11 protein-coding genes are annotated in these 16793 nt (G+C 63.8%); 5 read left to right on the forward strand and 6 right to left on the reverse strand.

Going from position 1 to position 16793, the window contains the following annotated elements; all coding sequences use genetic code 11:
* Positions 1-235 precede the first annotated feature (235 nt).
* Together JBE38_RS26700 and JBE38_RS26705 are read right to left on the reverse strand one after the other, a co-directional pair.
* Positions 236-1609, reverse strand: coding sequence for a sensor histidine kinase (locus JBE38_RS26700; protein WP_205345507.1), 1374 nt, complete (start codon positions 1607-1609; stop codon positions 236-238).
* The gene (locus JBE38_RS26705; RefSeq protein WP_060755448.1) at positions 1587-2279 is read right to left on the reverse strand and encodes a response regulator transcription factor; all 693 of its coding nucleotides are present in this window, start codon (positions 2277-2279) and stop codon (positions 1587-1589) included. Before JBE38_RS26705 ends, JBE38_RS26700 begins: the two co-directional genes overlap by 23 nt.
* 116 nt (positions 2280-2395) lie before the next feature.
* Here JBE38_RS26705 and JBE38_RS26710 point away from each other — a divergent pair, with 116 nt between their 5' ends.
* The 5 genes from JBE38_RS26710 to JBE38_RS26730 all read left to right on the forward strand — a co-directional run bounded on the left by JBE38_RS26710 (position 2396) and on the right by JBE38_RS26730 (position 10058).
* The gene (locus tag JBE38_RS26710) at positions 2396-3064 is read left to right on the forward strand and encodes a response regulator transcription factor (protein ID WP_090371923.1); all 669 of its coding nucleotides are present in this window, start codon (positions 2396-2398) and stop codon (positions 3062-3064) included.
* An 82-nt stretch (positions 3065-3146) separates the two neighbouring features.
* Entirely contained in the window at positions 3147-4523 is a 1377-nt protein-coding gene (locus tag JBE38_RS26715) for an efflux transporter outer membrane subunit (RefSeq protein ID WP_205345508.1), read from the forward strand.
* Entirely contained in the window at positions 4520-5683 is a 1164-nt protein-coding gene (locus JBE38_RS26720) for an efflux RND transporter periplasmic adaptor subunit (RefSeq protein WP_205345509.1), read from the forward strand. The genes JBE38_RS26715 and JBE38_RS26720 overlap by 4 nt, the downstream gene beginning before the upstream one ends.
* On the forward strand, positions 5680-8757 hold the full coding sequence (locus JBE38_RS26725; RefSeq protein WP_205345510.1) for an efflux RND transporter permease subunit: 3078 nt from the start codon (positions 5680-5682) through the stop codon (positions 8755-8757). Before JBE38_RS26720 ends, JBE38_RS26725 begins: the two co-directional genes overlap by 4 nt.
* Positions 8758-8783: 26 nt before the next feature.
* Positions 8784-10058, forward strand: coding sequence for a sensor histidine kinase (locus JBE38_RS26730; RefSeq protein ID WP_060755468.1), 1275 nt, complete (start codon positions 8784-8786; stop codon positions 10056-10058).
* Between the two features lie 150 nt (positions 10059-10208).
* On the opposite strand, the gene JBE38_RS26735 is transcribed toward JBE38_RS26730, so the two are convergent.
* The 4 genes from JBE38_RS26735 to JBE38_RS26750 all read right to left on the reverse strand — a co-directional run bounded on the left by JBE38_RS26735 (position 10209) and on the right by JBE38_RS26750 (position 16784).
* The gene (locus tag JBE38_RS26735) at positions 10209-11540 is read right to left on the reverse strand and encodes a c-type cytochrome (protein ID WP_205345511.1); all 1332 of its coding nucleotides are present in this window, start codon (positions 11538-11540) and stop codon (positions 10209-10211) included.
* 16 nt (positions 11541-11556) lie between these two features.
* Positions 11557-13794 (reverse strand): xanthine dehydrogenase family protein molybdopterin-binding subunit, encoded by a 2238-nt coding sequence (locus JBE38_RS26740; protein ID WP_205345512.1) that lies wholly within the window; start codon positions 13792-13794, stop codon positions 11557-11559.
* Entirely contained in the window at positions 13794-14246 is a 453-nt protein-coding gene (locus JBE38_RS26745) for a (2Fe-2S)-binding protein (RefSeq protein WP_060755441.1), read from the reverse strand. Before JBE38_RS26745 ends, JBE38_RS26740 begins: the two co-directional genes overlap by 1 nt.
* 174 nt (positions 14247-14420) lie before the next feature.
* Complete coding sequence (locus JBE38_RS26750) at positions 14421-16784, reverse strand: TonB-dependent receptor (protein ID WP_205345513.1); 2364 nt, start codon at positions 16782-16784, stop codon at positions 14421-14423.
* Positions 16785-16793 lie beyond the last annotated feature (9 nt).

The raw sequence follows: 16793 nt of genomic DNA on the forward strand, positions 1-16793 counted from the left end.
CCCTTGGGGAGGCTTGGACGGGGAATGACTCGCGTCCAAGCTTCAAATGTGTAAACGATGTCCCCGGTTTCAGATGTAAACGATGTCTACGGTTCTACACCCGCGCTGGGTGGCGCAGCCGCCCCAAACCCGGGCACCTCGATCTTTCTGAAACACCACGGCGTTCTTATTGGGGCGGCTTCGCCACCCAGCGCGGGGCAAGCCCGCTCACTACAATGCGGGTTTCCACAGGGGGCTAGAGCGTCTTGGCGGTAGTCCTGCCTACCAATTCCACCCGGCACCCAGGCTGCGCATCGCTGACCGTCAGTTGCATGTCATGCAGCCGCGCCACCGCCGCCACCATGCTCAACCCCAGCCCATTGCCCGGTGTGTGCCGGCTCGCTTCGGCGCGATACAAGCGGCGTAGTACCGCCTGGCGCTCGGCTTCGGGAATGCCGGGGCCGTTGTCGGTCACGTGAATGCCGGTCCAGGCCGCATCGGCAATCACGCTCAGCCGCACCTGGCTGTGCCCGGGTGAAAACTTGATGGCGTTATCCAGCAAATTGCACAGCGCATCGAATAACAGTTGCGCATCACCGGCGATGATCACCGGGGTGTCGTGGGTGTCGACGCTGAGGACCGTGCCACGCTCTTCGGCGAGCGGTTCGTAAAGCTCGGCGGCGTCGGCGGCGATCAGGTTGAGGTCGACCGGGGCGAAGTGGCTGCGCCGGGCGCTGTTTTCGATTTCAGAGATGCGCAGCAATGCCTTGAAGGTCAGCAGCAACCCCTTGGCCTCGCTCAGCGCGGCGTCCACGCTGGCGGCATAGTCGACGGGGGCCATGTCACGGCGTTGTGCACGCTCAAGGCCGGCGATCAGGCGGGTCAAAGGGGTGCGCAGGTCATGGGCGATGTCATCGCACACGCCTTTGACCTCGCTCATCAAGCGTTCCAACTCATCGAGCATGCCGTTGACCACCTGGGCCAGGCGGTCGATGTCGTCGTTGTTGCCGCGTACCGGCAGGCGGCCGCTCAGGTCGCCTTCGATAATGCCTGTGATCGAACGGCTGACCTTGTCCAGGCGACGATGGGCCAGGTAGCCCAGCCCCACCGCGCCCACCAGGCCGACCAGCAGCAACAGCAGCCCGCCGGAGATCAGTGCATTGATCAGCAGTTCGTCGAATTCGCGGATGTCATGCACATCCTGGGCAACCAGCAGCAGCTTGCCGTCATCCAGTCGATGTACGATAAAACGCACGGGCCGGTGGTGCCCGTTGGCCTTGAGCCAGCGAAATTCCTGGGGTTTGTCCAACGCCGTATACGCCGGCAACTGACGAATCGCGCCGGCAATGAACTGCCCCTGTGCATCGAACAGGCTGTGGGGCAGGCGGCCGTCGGTGTCTTGGGCGGCGTGTTTGCGGATTTCATGCAGGCGCAACTCGGCGTCTTGTGCACTGCGGTTTTCCACCTGGCGATACAGCGCGGTATCCGCTTCGGTTTTCAGGTAGAACGAGGTCTGCCAGTAGATATAGCCGAACAACGCCAGGAACGAGCAGCCGAACAGACCCAGAAACAAGAGCCCGGTACGAAAGCTGATGGTCCGCGGGATTTCACTCAGGCGTGCGAAGGACATAGCCGGCTCCTCGCACGGTATGGATCATCTGCCCTTCGCCGTCGCCATCGATTTTACGGCGCAGGCGGCCGATGTGCACTTCGATGACATTGGTGCGCTCGTCGTAGCGGTAATTCCACACGGCCTCGAACAGCATGGTGCGGGTGATGACCAGGCCGGCGTTGCGCATCAGGTGTTCGAGCAGGGCGTATTCGCGCGGGACCAGTTCGATGGTGCGCTCGCCACGGCGTACGGTACGGCGCAGCAGGTCGACTTCCAGGTTGGCCACGCGCAGGTGGGTTTCCGGCGCCGGGGCCACCGGTTCGGCGCGGCGGCGGTTGAGCGCATCCAGGCGAGCGGTCAGCTCAATGAATTCGAAAGGTTTGGTCAGGTAGTCATCGCCACCGGCACGCAGCCCGCGTACGCGTTCATCCAGGGCGCTCAAGGCGCTGAGGATCAGCACCGGCGTGGTGGTGCCCGCCGCGCGCAATGCAGTGAGCACGCCCAGGCCATCGAGGCCGCCGGGCAACATGCGGTCGAGCACGATCAGGTCAAACGGCTCGCTCAAGGCTTTGAGCAGGCCGTCGCGACCGTTCAGCGCCGTGGTCACACTGAAGCCGTAGTCGATCAGCGCCAGTTCGATTTCGCGGGCGGTGGTTAAGTCGTCTTCAACGACCAGAACATGAGTCATGGCAAGAGAACCGGTCACGTCTTCAGGGCAGAGGTGGCATAGTGTGGCAAAGCCTGGAGCGGCGCCACGTTCCCGCCAGATAAATTAAAGTTTAGATTCGAGCTGGAGATACAAGCGTGCGCATTCTTGTGGTTGAAGATGACGAGCAGACCGCCAACTACCTGCTGCGCGGTTTAAGCGAAAGCGGGCATGTGGTGGATGTGGCCGTGGACGGCACCAGCGGCCTCGGCCTGGCGCTGGAGGGCATTCACGACGTGTTAATCGTCGACCGGCGCCTGCCGGGCCTGGACGGCATTGCCTTGGTCAAGGCACTGCGCGCACGCCAGTCGCGGGTGCCGGTGTTGATGCTCAGCGCCCAATCATCGACTCGCGACAAGGTCGAGGGCCTGCAAGCGGGTTGCGATGATTACCTGTCCAAGCCCTATGCGTTTGCCGAAGTGCTGGCGCGACTCGATGCGTTGCTGCGCGGCCGCGAGCAATCGGGCAGAACCCTGCACGTCGGCGAGTTGCAACTTGACTGCGCCACCCGCACCGCCGTGCGCCAGGGGCGTAGCATTGCATTGCAGCACCGCGAAGCCCTGTTGCTGGAAAAGCTCATGCGCCACAGTGGCCAGGTGGTGACCCGCGACATGTTGCTCGACAGTGCCTGGGACTATGACTTCGACCCCAACGACAACGTGATCGACAAACACATCCACCGCTTGCGGCGCAAATTGGATGAAGGCTTCGAGTACTCGCTGATCAAGACCATCCCCGGGGCCGGCTACAGTTTCCAGGTTTCTTAAACAAAAGTTTATCGACTGACGAACGCCCTGGCAGGCACCTCTCGCTATCTTCGCCGCATTCTTTAGCGGGGGGCGGGTGCCCATGTCAGTTGCAAGAACCTCTTTATGGCTTGTCGGCCTGCTGCTCAGCGGTTGTTCGATGGTGCCCGATTATCAAACGCCCACCTTACCCCTGGCCGCGCAATGGGATGCCGGGGCGTCGGCGTCGGCGGCGCAGGGCGGGCGCTGGTGGCGCGAATTCCACAGCGCCGAGCTGGACCAGTTGATCGCCCGTGGCCTGGCCGCCAACTACACGCTCAAGGCGGCGGTCAGTCGTATCGATGAAGCCCGCGCTTCGTCGCAAGTGGCGGGCGCGGCGCAGTTTCCGGCGCTGAATCTGGGAGGCAACTTCCAACGCCAGAACAATTACGGCACCACACCAAAACGCAGCGTGTTTGCCGAAGCCACCTATGAGCTGGACTTCTGGGGCAAACAGCGTGCAGCGGCAGACTCGGCAGACGCACTGGCCAAGGCTACGGTGTTTGATGCCGGCACCTTGCGTATGAGCTTGAGCGCAAGCATCGCCGACAGTTATTTCCAGGTGCTGTCCCTGCAAGAGCGCCTGCGCCTGGCCCAATCCATCGCCGACGATGCGCGCCAAGTGCTCGACCTGGTGGAGGTGCAAGCCCGCCAGGGCGCCGTGTCCAACCTGGAAGTGGCCCAGCAGCGCAACGCCCTGCAAACCTTCGAAGCGGCCATGCCACCGCTGCGCCAGCAGCGCGACCAGGCGTTGTATCAACTGGCGGTGCTGGTCGGCGCGCCGCCCGAGGGCTTCCATTTGCAAGGGGAGGGGCTCAAGGGTCTGCAAGTTCCGCAGCCGACCACGGGCCTGCCGATCGGGCTGCTGCGCCAGCGCCCGGACATTCAGGCCGCCGAAGCGCGCCTGGTATCGGCCAACTTTGATGTCGGCGTGGCGCGTGCGGCGTTTCTGCCCAACCTGTCCCTGGACCTGCTGGGCGGTATCGACACCCTGGCCGGCGGGCAAATCTGGAGCGCCATCGGCACCCTCAGCCAGCCGCTGTTCCAGGGCGGCCAACTCAAGGGCCAACTGCATTTCGATCAAGCCCATGTGCAGGAGCTGACCGCCAGCTACCGCGAATCGATCATCGAGGCCCTGCAAGACGTCGAGACCCAACTGAGCGCTACCCGTGAGCTGGACAAGAGCTACGCGCTCAACCAGGCCGCTGTCGACTCGGCCCGCGAAGCCGCGCGCCTGGCCCAGGTGCGCTACCGCTTGGGCTCCACCGATTTCCAGACGCTGTTGATCGTCGAGCGCACCCAGTACCAGGCCGAAGACAGCCTGCTTCAGGTGCGTCTGCAGCATTTACAGGCCGCCGTCGGTTTGTTCCGCGCTCTGGGTGGGGACTTCTCCGTCGCCGGCCTTGCTTCCCAATCTCCCGTACAGGTGGCTCAGCCATGAGTGTCTCCAATTCCCGTCATCGCCTGGTTCTGGGCACCCTGATCGTGCTGTCGCTGGCCGTCGTGGCCGGGGGCGTTCATTGGGTCCGGCGCGCGCAGGCCGCACCGCTGCCGGTGGAGGCAAGTGCCGTGCCGGTACGTTTGTCGACGGTCAGCCGTCAGGACTTGCCGATCTGGATCAGCGCCATCGGCAATGTGCAGGCGCTCAACAGCGTCAATGTGCGGGTGCGGGTCGACGGCGAGTTGCAAAAGATTCTGTTCAACGAAGGCCAGATGGTCAGCGCCGGCAGCCTGCTCGCGGTGATCGACCCACGGGTGTATCAGGCGCAAGTCGCCCAGGCCCAGGCTCTGGTGGCTAAAGATCAGGCACAACTGGCCAACCTGCGGGTCGACCTCGACCGCGCCAGCAAATTGGCCGCCGCCAAGGCCGGGCCGACCCAGGATGTGGACACCTTCCGTGCCCAACTGGCTGCGCAACAGGCCACGGTGCAGGCTGATCAGGCCGCGCTGGACAGCGCACGCCTGCAGTTGGAGTTCACCCAGGTCAAGGCGCCGTTCACCGGGCGCACCGGCCAGCGCTTGCTGGATGTCGGCGCTATTGCCCACGGCGCCGAGGCCACGGGGCTGGTGACCATTACCCAGATGAACCCGATTTCGGTGGCGTTTGCCGTGTCCCAGGATGACTTGGCCGAGATTCTTCAAGAGAACGCCAAGGGCGCGTTGCAGGTGGTGGCGATGACCCGCGATGGTCGCCAGGCGATTGCGCAGGGGCGCTTGAGCTTTATCGACAGCCAGGTGGCGGCGGCCAGCGGTCAGGTGCAGCTCAAGGCGCAATTCGATAACACCGCCGGCCAGCTGTGGCCGGGTGAACTGGTCAGCGCGCGCTTGCTGGTGCAAACCCACCAGGATGTGACTGTGGTACCTGCCGAGGCCGTGCAGTTCGGCCGCCAAGGCAATTTTGTGTACGTGGTGGGCGACGATCAGCGCGTGCAACCCCGGCAGGTCGACGCCGGTACCGTGGTCGACGGCAAACAGTGGATTCGCCAGGGCTTGAACGCCGGGGAAACCGTCGTGGTACAAGGCCAATCCCGTGTCGCCCCCGGCGTCAAGGTGATGCCCGCCAACACCGACACTGCCGTGCTGGCGGAGACCAAGCCATGACGGGCCTGGCCGGTTTGATTCAACGCCGCGTCGGCCTCAGCCTGTTGGCGGTGGGCGTGATGCTGCTGGGCGCGTTTGCCTACTTCCAGTTGCCGGTGGCACCGCTGCCGACCGTGGATTTCCCGACGATTCAGGTCACCGCCAAACTCTCCGGCGCCAGCGCCGAAACCATGGCCTCCTCGGTGGCGACGCCGTTGGAGCGGGCGTTCGCCGCCGTGCCGCAAGTCACCTCGATGACCTCATCGAGCGCCGCCGGCAAGACTCAGATCGTCCTGCAGTTCGATCTCAACCGTGACATCGACGGTGCGGCCCAGGATGTGCAGACCGCGATCAATACCGCCACGCCCAACCTGCCCAAGACGATGTCCAGCGCGCCGACCTTCAACAAGGTCAACCCGGCCGAAGGCACCGTGCTGTCCCTGGCGGTCACGTCGCCCACACGCACCTTGCCGGAGCTGGACCGCTACGCCGACAACTACATCGCCCAGCGCCTGTCGCAGATGCCCGGTGTGGGTCTGGTGGATTTTCACGGTGAACAGAAACCTGCCGTGCGCGTGCAGATCGACCCGGATGCGCTGGCCGCCCGTGACCTGACGCTGGAGGACGTGCGCAGCGTGATCGGTGTCAGCACGCTCGACCAGCCCAAGGGCAGCCTCGACGGGCCCAGCCGCTCCATCACCCTTGGCGCCACCGACCAGATGCTTGACCCGCAGCATTACCGGGACCAGGTCATCGCCTATAAAAATGGCATGCCGATCAAGCTCGGCGACCTCGGCCGCGTCATCGCCGGGGCCGAAGACACCCAGCAAGCCGCTCAGTTGGGGCGTGAGCCGACGGTGATCGTCGATATTCATAAACAGCCGGGCTTCAACCTGCTGTCGACGATCGCCACGCTCAAGGCCAAGTTGCCTGAACTCACCGCTTCGTTGCCGCGCGATGTGCAGGTCCAGGTGGTCGGCGATCGCACGCAAACCATCGAAGCCTCGGTCAACGACATGCAATTCACCTTGCTGCTGTCTATCGCGCTGGTGGTCGTGGTGATCTTTATCTTCTTGCGCAAGGCCACGGCCACGCTGATCCCGAGCCTGACCATCCCGCTGTCGCTGGTGGCCACGTTCGGCGTGATGTACCTGTTGGGCTACAGCCTCGACAACCTGTCGATCATGGGCCTGGCGATTGCCGTGGGTTTTGTGGTGGACGATGCCATCGTGGTGATGGAAAACATCGTGCGTCACCTGGAAATGGGCAAGTCGCGCTTGCAGTCGGCGGTGGATGGCCTGCGCGAAGTAGCGTTCACCATTGTGTCGATGACGGTGTCGTTGATTGCGGTATTCCTGCCGATTTTGTTGATGTCGGGGATCGTCGGGCGCTTGATGCGCGAGTTTGCAGTGACGGTCAGCGTGGCGATCCTGATGTCGTGCATCGTTTCGCTGACCATTACGCCCATGCTTTGCGCCTGGCTGCTCAAACCTCACGCCGAGCAACCAGAGGGACGCTTCGCCCAGGCGTGCGAGCGCGCCTTCACGCGCTTGCACAATGGCTACCGACGCAGCCTGGACTGGGTGCTGGACCATCAGCGCATGACCCTGGCGGTCGCCATTGCGACCTTGGCCGCTACGGCGGTGCTGTACGTAGGCATTCCCAAGGGCTTCTTCCCACAGCAGGACAACGGCCTGATCCAGGGTGTGGCCGAAGCGGCGCCGGATATCTCGCCGTCGGCGATGCGTGCCCAGGTCAACCGCGCCGCCGAAGTCATCGGCCAAGACCCCGCGGTGGCACGCGTGTATTTCTGGATCGGTCCCAACCCGACCGTCAGCCAGGGCAAGGTGATGATCAACCTCAAACCCTTCAGCGAGCGCACCGCCAGTGCCGCTGACGTGATCCGTCGCTTGCAGCCGGCGCTGGATCGCCTGGACGGTGTGAAAGTGTTCATGCAGGCCAACCAGGACATCCAGATCGGCGGTCGCGCCAGCAAGACCCAATACCAGTACACCCTGCAAGACCCGGACAGCGTTGAATTGGACCACTGGAGCGGCGTGCTGCTGGCCAAGCTCAAGACCTTGGCGCAACTGCAGCATGTGACCTCCGACCAGCAGCAGGCCATCGCCCAGTCGACCCTGGTGATCGACCGCCCGACCGCCGCGCGCCTGGGCGTGACGGTGCAGGCGATTGATGACGTGCTGTACGACGCCTTCGGCCAGCGCCAGGTCGCAACGATGTTCACCCAACTGGACCAGAACCATGTGATCCTCGAACTCGACCCGAGCTGGCAAACCTCCACCGCCACCCTGGCGCATCTGTTTGTGCGCGCCAGTTCCGGCGCGCGAGTGCCGCTCAACCTGCTGGCGAGCGTGCAGACCGAGCAAGTGCCGATCATCATCAACCATCAGGGCGTGTTCCCGGCGATTACGCTGTCGTTCGACCTGGCGCCCGGCCAAGCCCTGAGCAATGCCGTGGATGCGATCAACCAGGCGAGCCTGGCGGTGGCGATGCCCGACACCGTGGTCGGCAGTTTCCAGGGGACCGCCCAGGCGTTCCAGGACTCGCTGAAGTCGCAACCGTGGCTGATCCTGGCGGCGATCCTCACGGTGTACATCGTGCTCGGTGTGCTTTACGAGAACGCGATCCACCCGCTGACGATTATTTCGACGTTGCCGTCTGCCGGGTTTGGCGCCTTGCTGGCGCTGATGCTGTGCGGCCAGGACCTGTCGGTGCTGGGCATGATCGGCATCATCCTGCTGATCGGCATCGTCAAGAAAAACGCGATCATGATCGTCGACTTCACCTTGCAGGCCCAGCAGCAGGGTATGTCGCCCCGCGAGGCGGTGCGCGAAGGCTGCTTGCTGCGCTTGCGGCCGATCCTGATGACCTCGCTGGCCGCTTTGCTGGGGGCGGTGCCGCTGGCGTTCGGGCATGGGGCCGGGGCTGAATTGCGCCAACCGTTGGGTATCGCGATTGTCGGCGGGTTGGCGGTTTCGCAGATTCTTACGCTCTACACCACTCCCGTAGTCTATCTTTGGTTCGAACGGCGGCGTCGCAAGGCACTGCCCGACACCAAGGGTATTGCGGTTTGAACGCGGCAGTGGAACCTCGTATGGGCATGGATTTCAGGCAAAGCCTGACGAAGCGGATCGTGATTGTGTTTGCCCTGATGAGTGCCTTTGTAGCGGGAGTGTTTGCCGCAGGTATCGTGGCGACCGTGCATGTCGTCGAGTCCAAACTCACCAGTGCCGACCTTGGGGGCGGCTTGAACCGTCTGTTGCGCCAGGACGATGCTGGCGCCTGGAGCCACCACCCGGAAAAAGACGAGTTGTTTTTTGCCCAGGGCGAGTCGGGCGACATGGCCCTCGACCCGGCCCTGGCCACGCTGGCGCCAGGGTTCCAGGAAATCGAGTATCAGGGGCAGTCTTACTACGCGGTTTCCCAGGTGGTGGACGGTCGCCAATATGTGCTGCTGCGTAACCAGGAAAGCTTCGAGCAACGCGAGCGCGTGCTGTTCGCTGCGGTGGCGGTGGGTTTTGTGCTGAGCATTCTGCTGGCGATCCTGTTGGGCCGCTTGTTGGCTCGTCGGGTCATGGCGCCCGTGATCCGCCTGGCGCGGCAGGTGCGCCATCGTGATCAGTTGCTGGACGTGGCGCCGCCCCTGCATCCGGACTACGCGGTAGATGAGGTGGGGGAGTTGGCCCTGTCCTTCGATAAGACCCTGGGTCGGCTGCGCGACGCGTTGAGCCGGGAAAAGCTCTTCACCAGTGACGTCAGCCACGAATTGCGCACGCCGCTTATGGTATTGGCCAGCTCCTGTGAGCTGTTGCTCAGTGACCCCTCCCTGGATCAGCGCTCGGCAGCGCAGGTCGGCCGCATTGCCCGGGCCAGCGATGAAATGCGCCAACTGGTGGACACCTTCCTGATGCTGGCGCGGGCTTCGGATGCCCGGGAAAATGGCGCGCAGGCCACCCTGAAAGAAGTGGCCGACGGTTTGGTCGAGATCTGGGGGCGGATGATTCGCGAAAAAGGCTTGACGTTCATCTATGCCAGCGAACACGCCTCGTCGCAGTTGTACAACCAGACGTTCCTGCAATCGGTCATGGGCAACCTGCTGCGCAATGCCTGGCACTACACCGACCAAGGGTTTATTCGCCTGACCCTGAGTGAGCATGGCTTCAGTGTGGAAGACAGTGGCATCGGCATTCCCGATGACAAGCGCGAAGCGATGTTCCAACCCTTCGTACGCGGCGAACAAAGCCGTGGCGAAGGGTTGGGCCTGGGCCTGTCGCTGGTGCAGCGGATTTGCGGCATTCAGCAATGGCAGGTCGACCTCACCGCCAGAGAGCCGAACGGCTGTTGTTTCGCCGTGAGCCTGGAACGCAACGCTTGATCAATGGATGCACCGCGATCCAAATGTGGGACGGGGCTTGCTCCCGATGGTGGTGGGTCAGTCGGCAGATATACCCACTGACCCACGGCCATCGGGAGCAAGTCGAATCGTTGCACCGCCCCTCCCACATTTAACCGAGGAGCGGCTTGTTTAGCGCATATGCAGGATGATCGGGCTGCTGCTGGCCGGGTCGGTATGCCCGCGCAGCTTGTTCACCGCTGATGCCTCAACCGCGCCGCCATGGTTGCCCCAGGTACTGCGCACGTAACTCAGCACTTCGGCGATTTCTGCGTCCGACAACTGCTCACGAAACGCCGGCATGCGGTACGCGTCCGGCATGCCGGCGGTCACGACCCGTTGTGAGCCGTTGAGGGTGATGTTGATCGCTGAGGCACTTTCCGCCGCCAAGGCCGAGGTAGCACCGGCCAGGGGCGGCATCCACTCGGGCTGGCCCTTGCCGTCCGCGCCGTGGCAGGACGCGCAGCGGGTGGCGTAGGTGTGGGCGCCGGGGCGGGTGTCGACGGCGGCGTTCTGGTATTGCCAGGGCGTGCCGTCACGCTGCGGGTCGCCGGGCAGTGACTTGAGGTAATGGGCGATGGCTGCCAGGTCCTCGTCGTTCATGAACTGGGTGGAGTTATTGAACGCCTCGGTCATCGAGCCATATACCACGGCATGCCGGTTGCGACCGGTCTTGAGGAACTGCACGATCTCAGGCTCGCTCCAGCGGCCCAACCCGGTGTTGGGGTCCTGGCGCAGGCTGGGTGCATACCAGCCGTCGAGCAGGGCGCCGGCGAGGAACGGGGTGCCGGACTCATCCAGGGCTTTTTCATTGAAGGCCAGGCCGCGTGGTGTGTGGCAACTGCCGCAGTGGCCGGGCCCCTGGACGATATAGGCGCCGCGATTCCATTGCGCAACCTGGCCGGGTTTGGCCGCGTACGGGGCGCTGGGGGCAAACAGGCCGTTCCAGAGTGCAATGGGCCAGCGCATATTCAACGGCCAGGGAATATCACTGGGGATATTGGGTTGGTTGGAAGGCTGCACGCCCTTCATGAAAAACGCGTACAGCGCACGCATGTCGTCATCGCTGAGCTTGACGTAGGACGGGTAGGGCATGGCCGGGTAAAGCCGTCGCCCGCCGGGTGCCACGCCGTGGCGCACCGCACGGTCAAAGTCGGCCAGGGTGTAGGCGCCGATACCGGCGCCCTTGTCGGGCGTGATGTTGGTGGCATGAATCGCCCCCAACGGCGTGGCCATCTCCAGGCCACCGGCGAACGGTGCCTTGCCCGGCAGGCTGTGGCAGGCCACGCAGTCACTGACGCGGGCGACATACTCGCCGCGGCTGACCAGGCCCGGGTCAAAGGTCTGTTCCTGCTCGAAAGGCGTGGCGGGCTGGCGTGTGACATACCAGGCCAGCGCGCCGGCCGCGACCAGGCCGGCCAGCACCAGCCAGCCTGCGGTTCTTGCGAATCGTGGGTTGTTCATGGGCGGTTCCTGTCGGTTAGGCGAACGTATATCGGCTCAATGGCAGGCTGCGGATGCGCTGGCCGGTCAGATGTGCCACCGCATTGGCCACGGCGGGCGCCACTGCAGGCAGCGGCGGCTCACCGATACCACCCATTTTTTCGCCACTCTCGACGATCTTCACGTGCACCTGCGCCATGCGCGAAGGCGGCAGGATCGGGTACAGGTCGTAATTGCGCGCCCGGGGTTTGCCGTCTACCCACACAGACTCTTCCACCAACGTCTGCGACAAGCCCAACGCCACGGCGCCATGCACCTGCGCCTCGACAATCGCCGGGTTGACGATGCTGCCCGGGTCGATCGCTTCCCAGATGTGATGCACCTTGACCTGGCCATTTTCAATCGAGACTTCGGCGACCACCGCCGCCTGGGAGCCGAACGGCGAGGCCATGGCGATGCCGCGGGCGCGTCGGCTGCCATCTTCCGCTGTGTACGGCCCGCGCTTCCAGCCGCCGGAGAGTTCCGCCGCCGCTTGCAGCAGGGTGGTCAGCCGTTTGTTGTCGCGCAACAGGTGCAGGCGCAACTCGTAGGGGTCGTGGCCGCCTTTGTCGGCCAGTTCATCAAGGAACGCCTCGTAGAAGAAGTCGTTGAGCGAATTGCCCACCGAACGCCAGTAGCCGAGCATGGGCGCGCCTTTGACGTAGATCTGCGCGATGCGTTTGTTCGGGATCGCGTAGGCTTTGCCCGACAGCCCTTCAAGGGCCGTGGGGTCGATTTTATCGCCCTGTTTGCCGGCAAGGGCTTCGGTCGGGCCTTCGGTGGCGCTGACCGCCTCGAGGGCGACCGGCAGGCCCTTGTCGTCCAGCGCAGCGCGGAACTTGACCACGGCGACCGGGCGCAGCACATCACGCAGGAACTCTTCTTCACGGCTCCAGATCAACTTGACCGGGCGACCGACTGCCTTGGCCAAGGCAATGGCCTGCGGATACGGGTTGGCCGAGTCATACAGGAAGTGCCGGCCGAAAAAACCACCGAGCAACGGCGAGTGCAGGGTGATCTTCGCGGGGTCGAGCCCGGTGCGCTTGGCGATATCGCCGCGGAACATGTCCGGCGCCTGGTTGGGCAGCCAGACCTCCAGCGTGCCGTCGGGGTTGAAGCGTGCCAGGGCCGACGGTGGCTCCAGTTGGGCGTGGTTCAGGTATTGGTTGTGGTAGGTGGCTTCGACCTTGGTTTTGGCATTCGCCAGCGTACCGGCCACATCGCCTTCCTTTTCGTCGTCACGGGCCGGCCCCTGTTGGGCGGCAAGGAAGTCACGGTGCTTGTCGCTGGAAAAATTCGCAGGCATGACCCGCAGCGGCGAGTCGGCCTGCGCTTCCAGCCAGTCCACCTGGATCGCTTCGACGGCACGCTTGGCATGCCACCAGCGTTCGGCAACCACGGCCACTGCGCCGGGCAGTTGATGGACCGAGTGCACCCCCTTCATCGCTTCGACCTGCGCCTGGTTGCGCAGGCTGCCGACGGTCATGCCCAGGCGCGGCGCATGTTGCACGGCGGCGTGGAGCATGTTGTCGACCTTGAGGTCGATGCTGTATTGCGCCTTGCCGGTGGACTTGTCGTAGGCATCCAGGCGCTTGACCGGCTTGCCGATCCAGCGGAACTGGCTTGGATCACGCAGGGTGATCGTTGCCGGATCGGGCACCGGCATGTCCAGCGCGCGACCGGCCAGTTCGCCATAACCCACCGAGCGGCCGGAGGCTGTATGCACGACGCGGCCGGGTTGCGTGGTCAATTGGGCCACGGGCACGCCGAGCTGTTCGGCACCGGCCTGCAGCAGCATGGCGCGGGCCAGGGCGCCGAGGCGGCGCATGGTCGGGTAGCTCATCCGCACCGACATACTGCCGCCGGTGATGCGCATGCCGTTTTCCATCACCACGTAGGCTTCACCGGGCGGCGCAGCCTCGACGATAAAGCTGGCGGGGTCGGCATCCAGCTCTTCGCCGACAATCTGCGCCATGGCGGTGTGGGTGCCTTGGCCGCCTTCCATGAATGGGCTGCGCAGGTGAATGCTGCCGTCCGGACGGATTTCCAGGAACGCCGGCACCTGGGTGCCCCGTTCTGCGGCGTTGGCTGTGGCTGCCAATGCCCTGGGCGAACTCAGCGGCAGGCCAAAGCCAATGACCAGCGCGCCCACGGCGGTGCCGGCAAGGAAACGACGGCGGGACAGGTTGACCGGATCGCCCAGGGGCAAGTCGAGGTTTTTGTCGGAGGTATTCATCAGACGACCTCCTTCGCCAGGTCCTGCATGGCGGTATGGATCGCGTTATAGGTGCCGCAGCGGCATAGGTTGACCATCGCCGCGTCGATCTGCGCCGGCGTGGGCGCTGGGGTGTGCTTGAGCAGCGCCGTGGCCGCCATTACCTGCCCGGACTGGCAGTAACCACACTGCGCCACCTGATGTTCGACCCAGGCCGCGACCACGCGTTTGCCTACGTCATCATTTTCAACGGCCTCGATGGTGGTGATCTCCCGTCCCACCACGCCGGCCACCGGCGTCACGCAGGAGCGCACCACGTTGCCGTCCACCAGCACCGAACAGGCACCACACTGGGCCAGCCCGCAACCGTATTTAGTGCCGGTCAGCCCCAGGTCATCGCGGATAACCCACAACAAGGGCGTGTCGGCGTCGGCCTCAACCTGATAGGCCTTTTGGTTTATACGTAATTCCATGGCTGGGTCACCTGCTGATCATCGGTTGGTGGTGCTGATTTCTTATAGGAGTGGTGCGACAACAAGTCGCCCATCGTCGAACTCTAGACCAGCGCGCAAGGGGGATCTATCCGCTAGTCGGCAAGTTCAGAGGATCAGGCAAGTATTCGAGAGGATTGGGTGAGCGTACGGGTTTCAGAAATCGACGGTGGCTGATAGCACGAGGGTGCGCGGCGCGCCTTGGGAGAAGGCACCGTAGGAAGCCACGCCGGACCAATAATGGCGGTCGAACAGGTTTTGCACCGAGGCACGGAATGTGGTCGGTCGTTCGGCGATGCGCGTGCTGTATCGCGCGCCGGCATCGATGCGGGTCCAGGGGGCCAGTTGCTGGGTGTTGTCCTGGTTGACGTATTGGCTGGCGGTGTAGAGCGTGCCGCCGGTCAGCGTCAGCCCTTCTGCCCAGGGCACATCCCATTCGGTCCAGAGGTTGGCCTGCACCTTGGGTGCACCCACCGGGGTATTGCCCAGGTCGGCGGCAACGCCGGTTCGGGTCAATTGCGCATCCAGCAACGTAATACCGCCGAGCAGGCGCACGCCTTGGGCGACTTCGCCCAGCAGGCTCAACTCCAGGCCACGATTGCGTTGTTCACCCTGTACTGAAAATCTCCCGTTGACCAATTCGCCACTGGGCTTGGAAATCTGGAACAGCGCCAGGGTCGACATGAAGGTGCCGTAGTCGAGTTTCAAGCCGAGTTCGTGCTGCCTCGAAACGTAAGGCGTAAAGACCTCACCGGCGTTCGAGGCGTTGGCGGGGGCAATGTCACCCTTGCTCAGACCTTCGACGTAGTTGTAATAGAGCGACACATGCTCCCACGGCTTGACCACCGCGCCGAACAGCGGTGTGGTCTTGCCTGCGTCGTAGGGCGTGGCCACCGTGCCGCTCGCAGTGTAGTTATGCGACTGGATGTGCTGCTGGCGCAGGCCGACGGTCATTTGCACACGTTGCTCCAGCAGCGACAGCGTATCGGCAATGGCGACGCCGGACAGTTCGGAAGTGGAGACCTTCAGGGCGTCCGGCTTGGCAATCGATGGCTCAGGGCGGTCGACGGGATGGTAGAGGTTGGACAGGATCGGCGTACCGGAATTGATCCCGCGCGACAGCTCGTCGCGATAACGACTGACCTGCACGGTGGTGCTGTGGCTGATCGGGCCGGTATCGAAGTGCAGGCGTGCACCGCCATCCACTGTGTACCGCCGGACCTCGAAACGGTAATAGCCAGGGGTCGATGAGGTGTCGCCGGCGGTATTGATGATTGTGGGTGTCTGATCGGACAGGCGTGCCACGCCCGATTGGCCGCCACCGGCATGGGTGAATACGGTGAGTGTGTCGCTCAGGTCGTACTCTGCGCTGAAGAGGGCGGATTTATCACGGGTTTTCGACCAGCCCCAGTCCTGGCTCACGTTGGTACGCCCATTGGCGGCGTCGGGAATTTTTATACCTGGGGCGATCAGGAACGGTCGGGAAGCGGCGTCGAATTGTTCCTGTTGGGCGATCAGGTCCAGGCTGGTACGCAAGCGGTCACCCTGGTAATCGAGGGACAGGGCACCGATGTCGACTGCACGCGATTGCGCGTCGACGCGTGTATCGCCTTGTTGCACGCCGCCATTGAAGCGCACACCGAAGCGGCGTTCGTCGCCGAAGCGTCGGCTGATATCGATCCGATTCGCGACGTGCGCATTTTGTGCGTAGCTGGCGGTGTAACGGGTCAGGTCCTCATCCAGGGAGCGTTTGGGCACCACGTTGATCACCCCGCCGACAGCGCTGTTCGGCGAGATGCCGTAGAGCAGGGCGCCCGGGCCTTTGACCACTTCGACACGCTCGGCGTAGTCGGTGAAGACCCGATAGTTGGCAGCCACGCCGTACACGCCGTCGAACGCCAGCTCACCGAGGTTGCCTTCCCCGACAGGAAAGCCGCGTATGAAGAACGAATCGACAATCCCGCCCGCCTGGCCGGTGGAGCGCACCGATGAGTCTCGTTCCAGCACATCGCCTACCGTCACGGCCTGCTGGTCCTGGATCAGCGACGCGGTGTAGGTGCTGAGGCTGAAGGGCGCGTCCATCACATCCGTATTGCCCAGCATACCCAGGCGCCCGCCGGCGGCGACTTGGCCGCCCGAGTAGGGCAGCGACAAACTCTCGGTACGGGGTATGACGCCGTTGACCGTGGTGGCGGACAGAATGACCTGGCGCAGCATCAGGGTATAACTGCCGTCGTCGCGCGGCACCATCTCCAGGCCACTGCCGGCCAGCAAACGCGTGACGGCTTGCTGGGCCGAATAAGTCCCGGACAGGCCGGGGCTGGTGCGCCCTTCGGTCAAGGCCGGCAGGAACGACAGGGCAATACCGGCGTCCATGGCGAAACCCGACAGCGTGGGGCCCAGTGGTCCAGGGGCAATCCGGTAGGTGCGTGGGCTGAGCGAATCCAACGGTGGTGGGGTGGCTGCCAGGGCGGCGCCGGCTAGCGCCAGGCTGAGCAGCGTGCTGCGAATGACGAGCATGAAGAGGCC

Origin of the sequence: Pseudomonas sp. ICBG1301, assembly GCF_016918385.1 — a bacterium.
In the GTDB taxonomy this organism is placed as follows: Bacteria; Pseudomonadota; Gammaproteobacteria; order Pseudomonadales; family Pseudomonadaceae; genus Aquipseudomonas; species Aquipseudomonas palleroniana.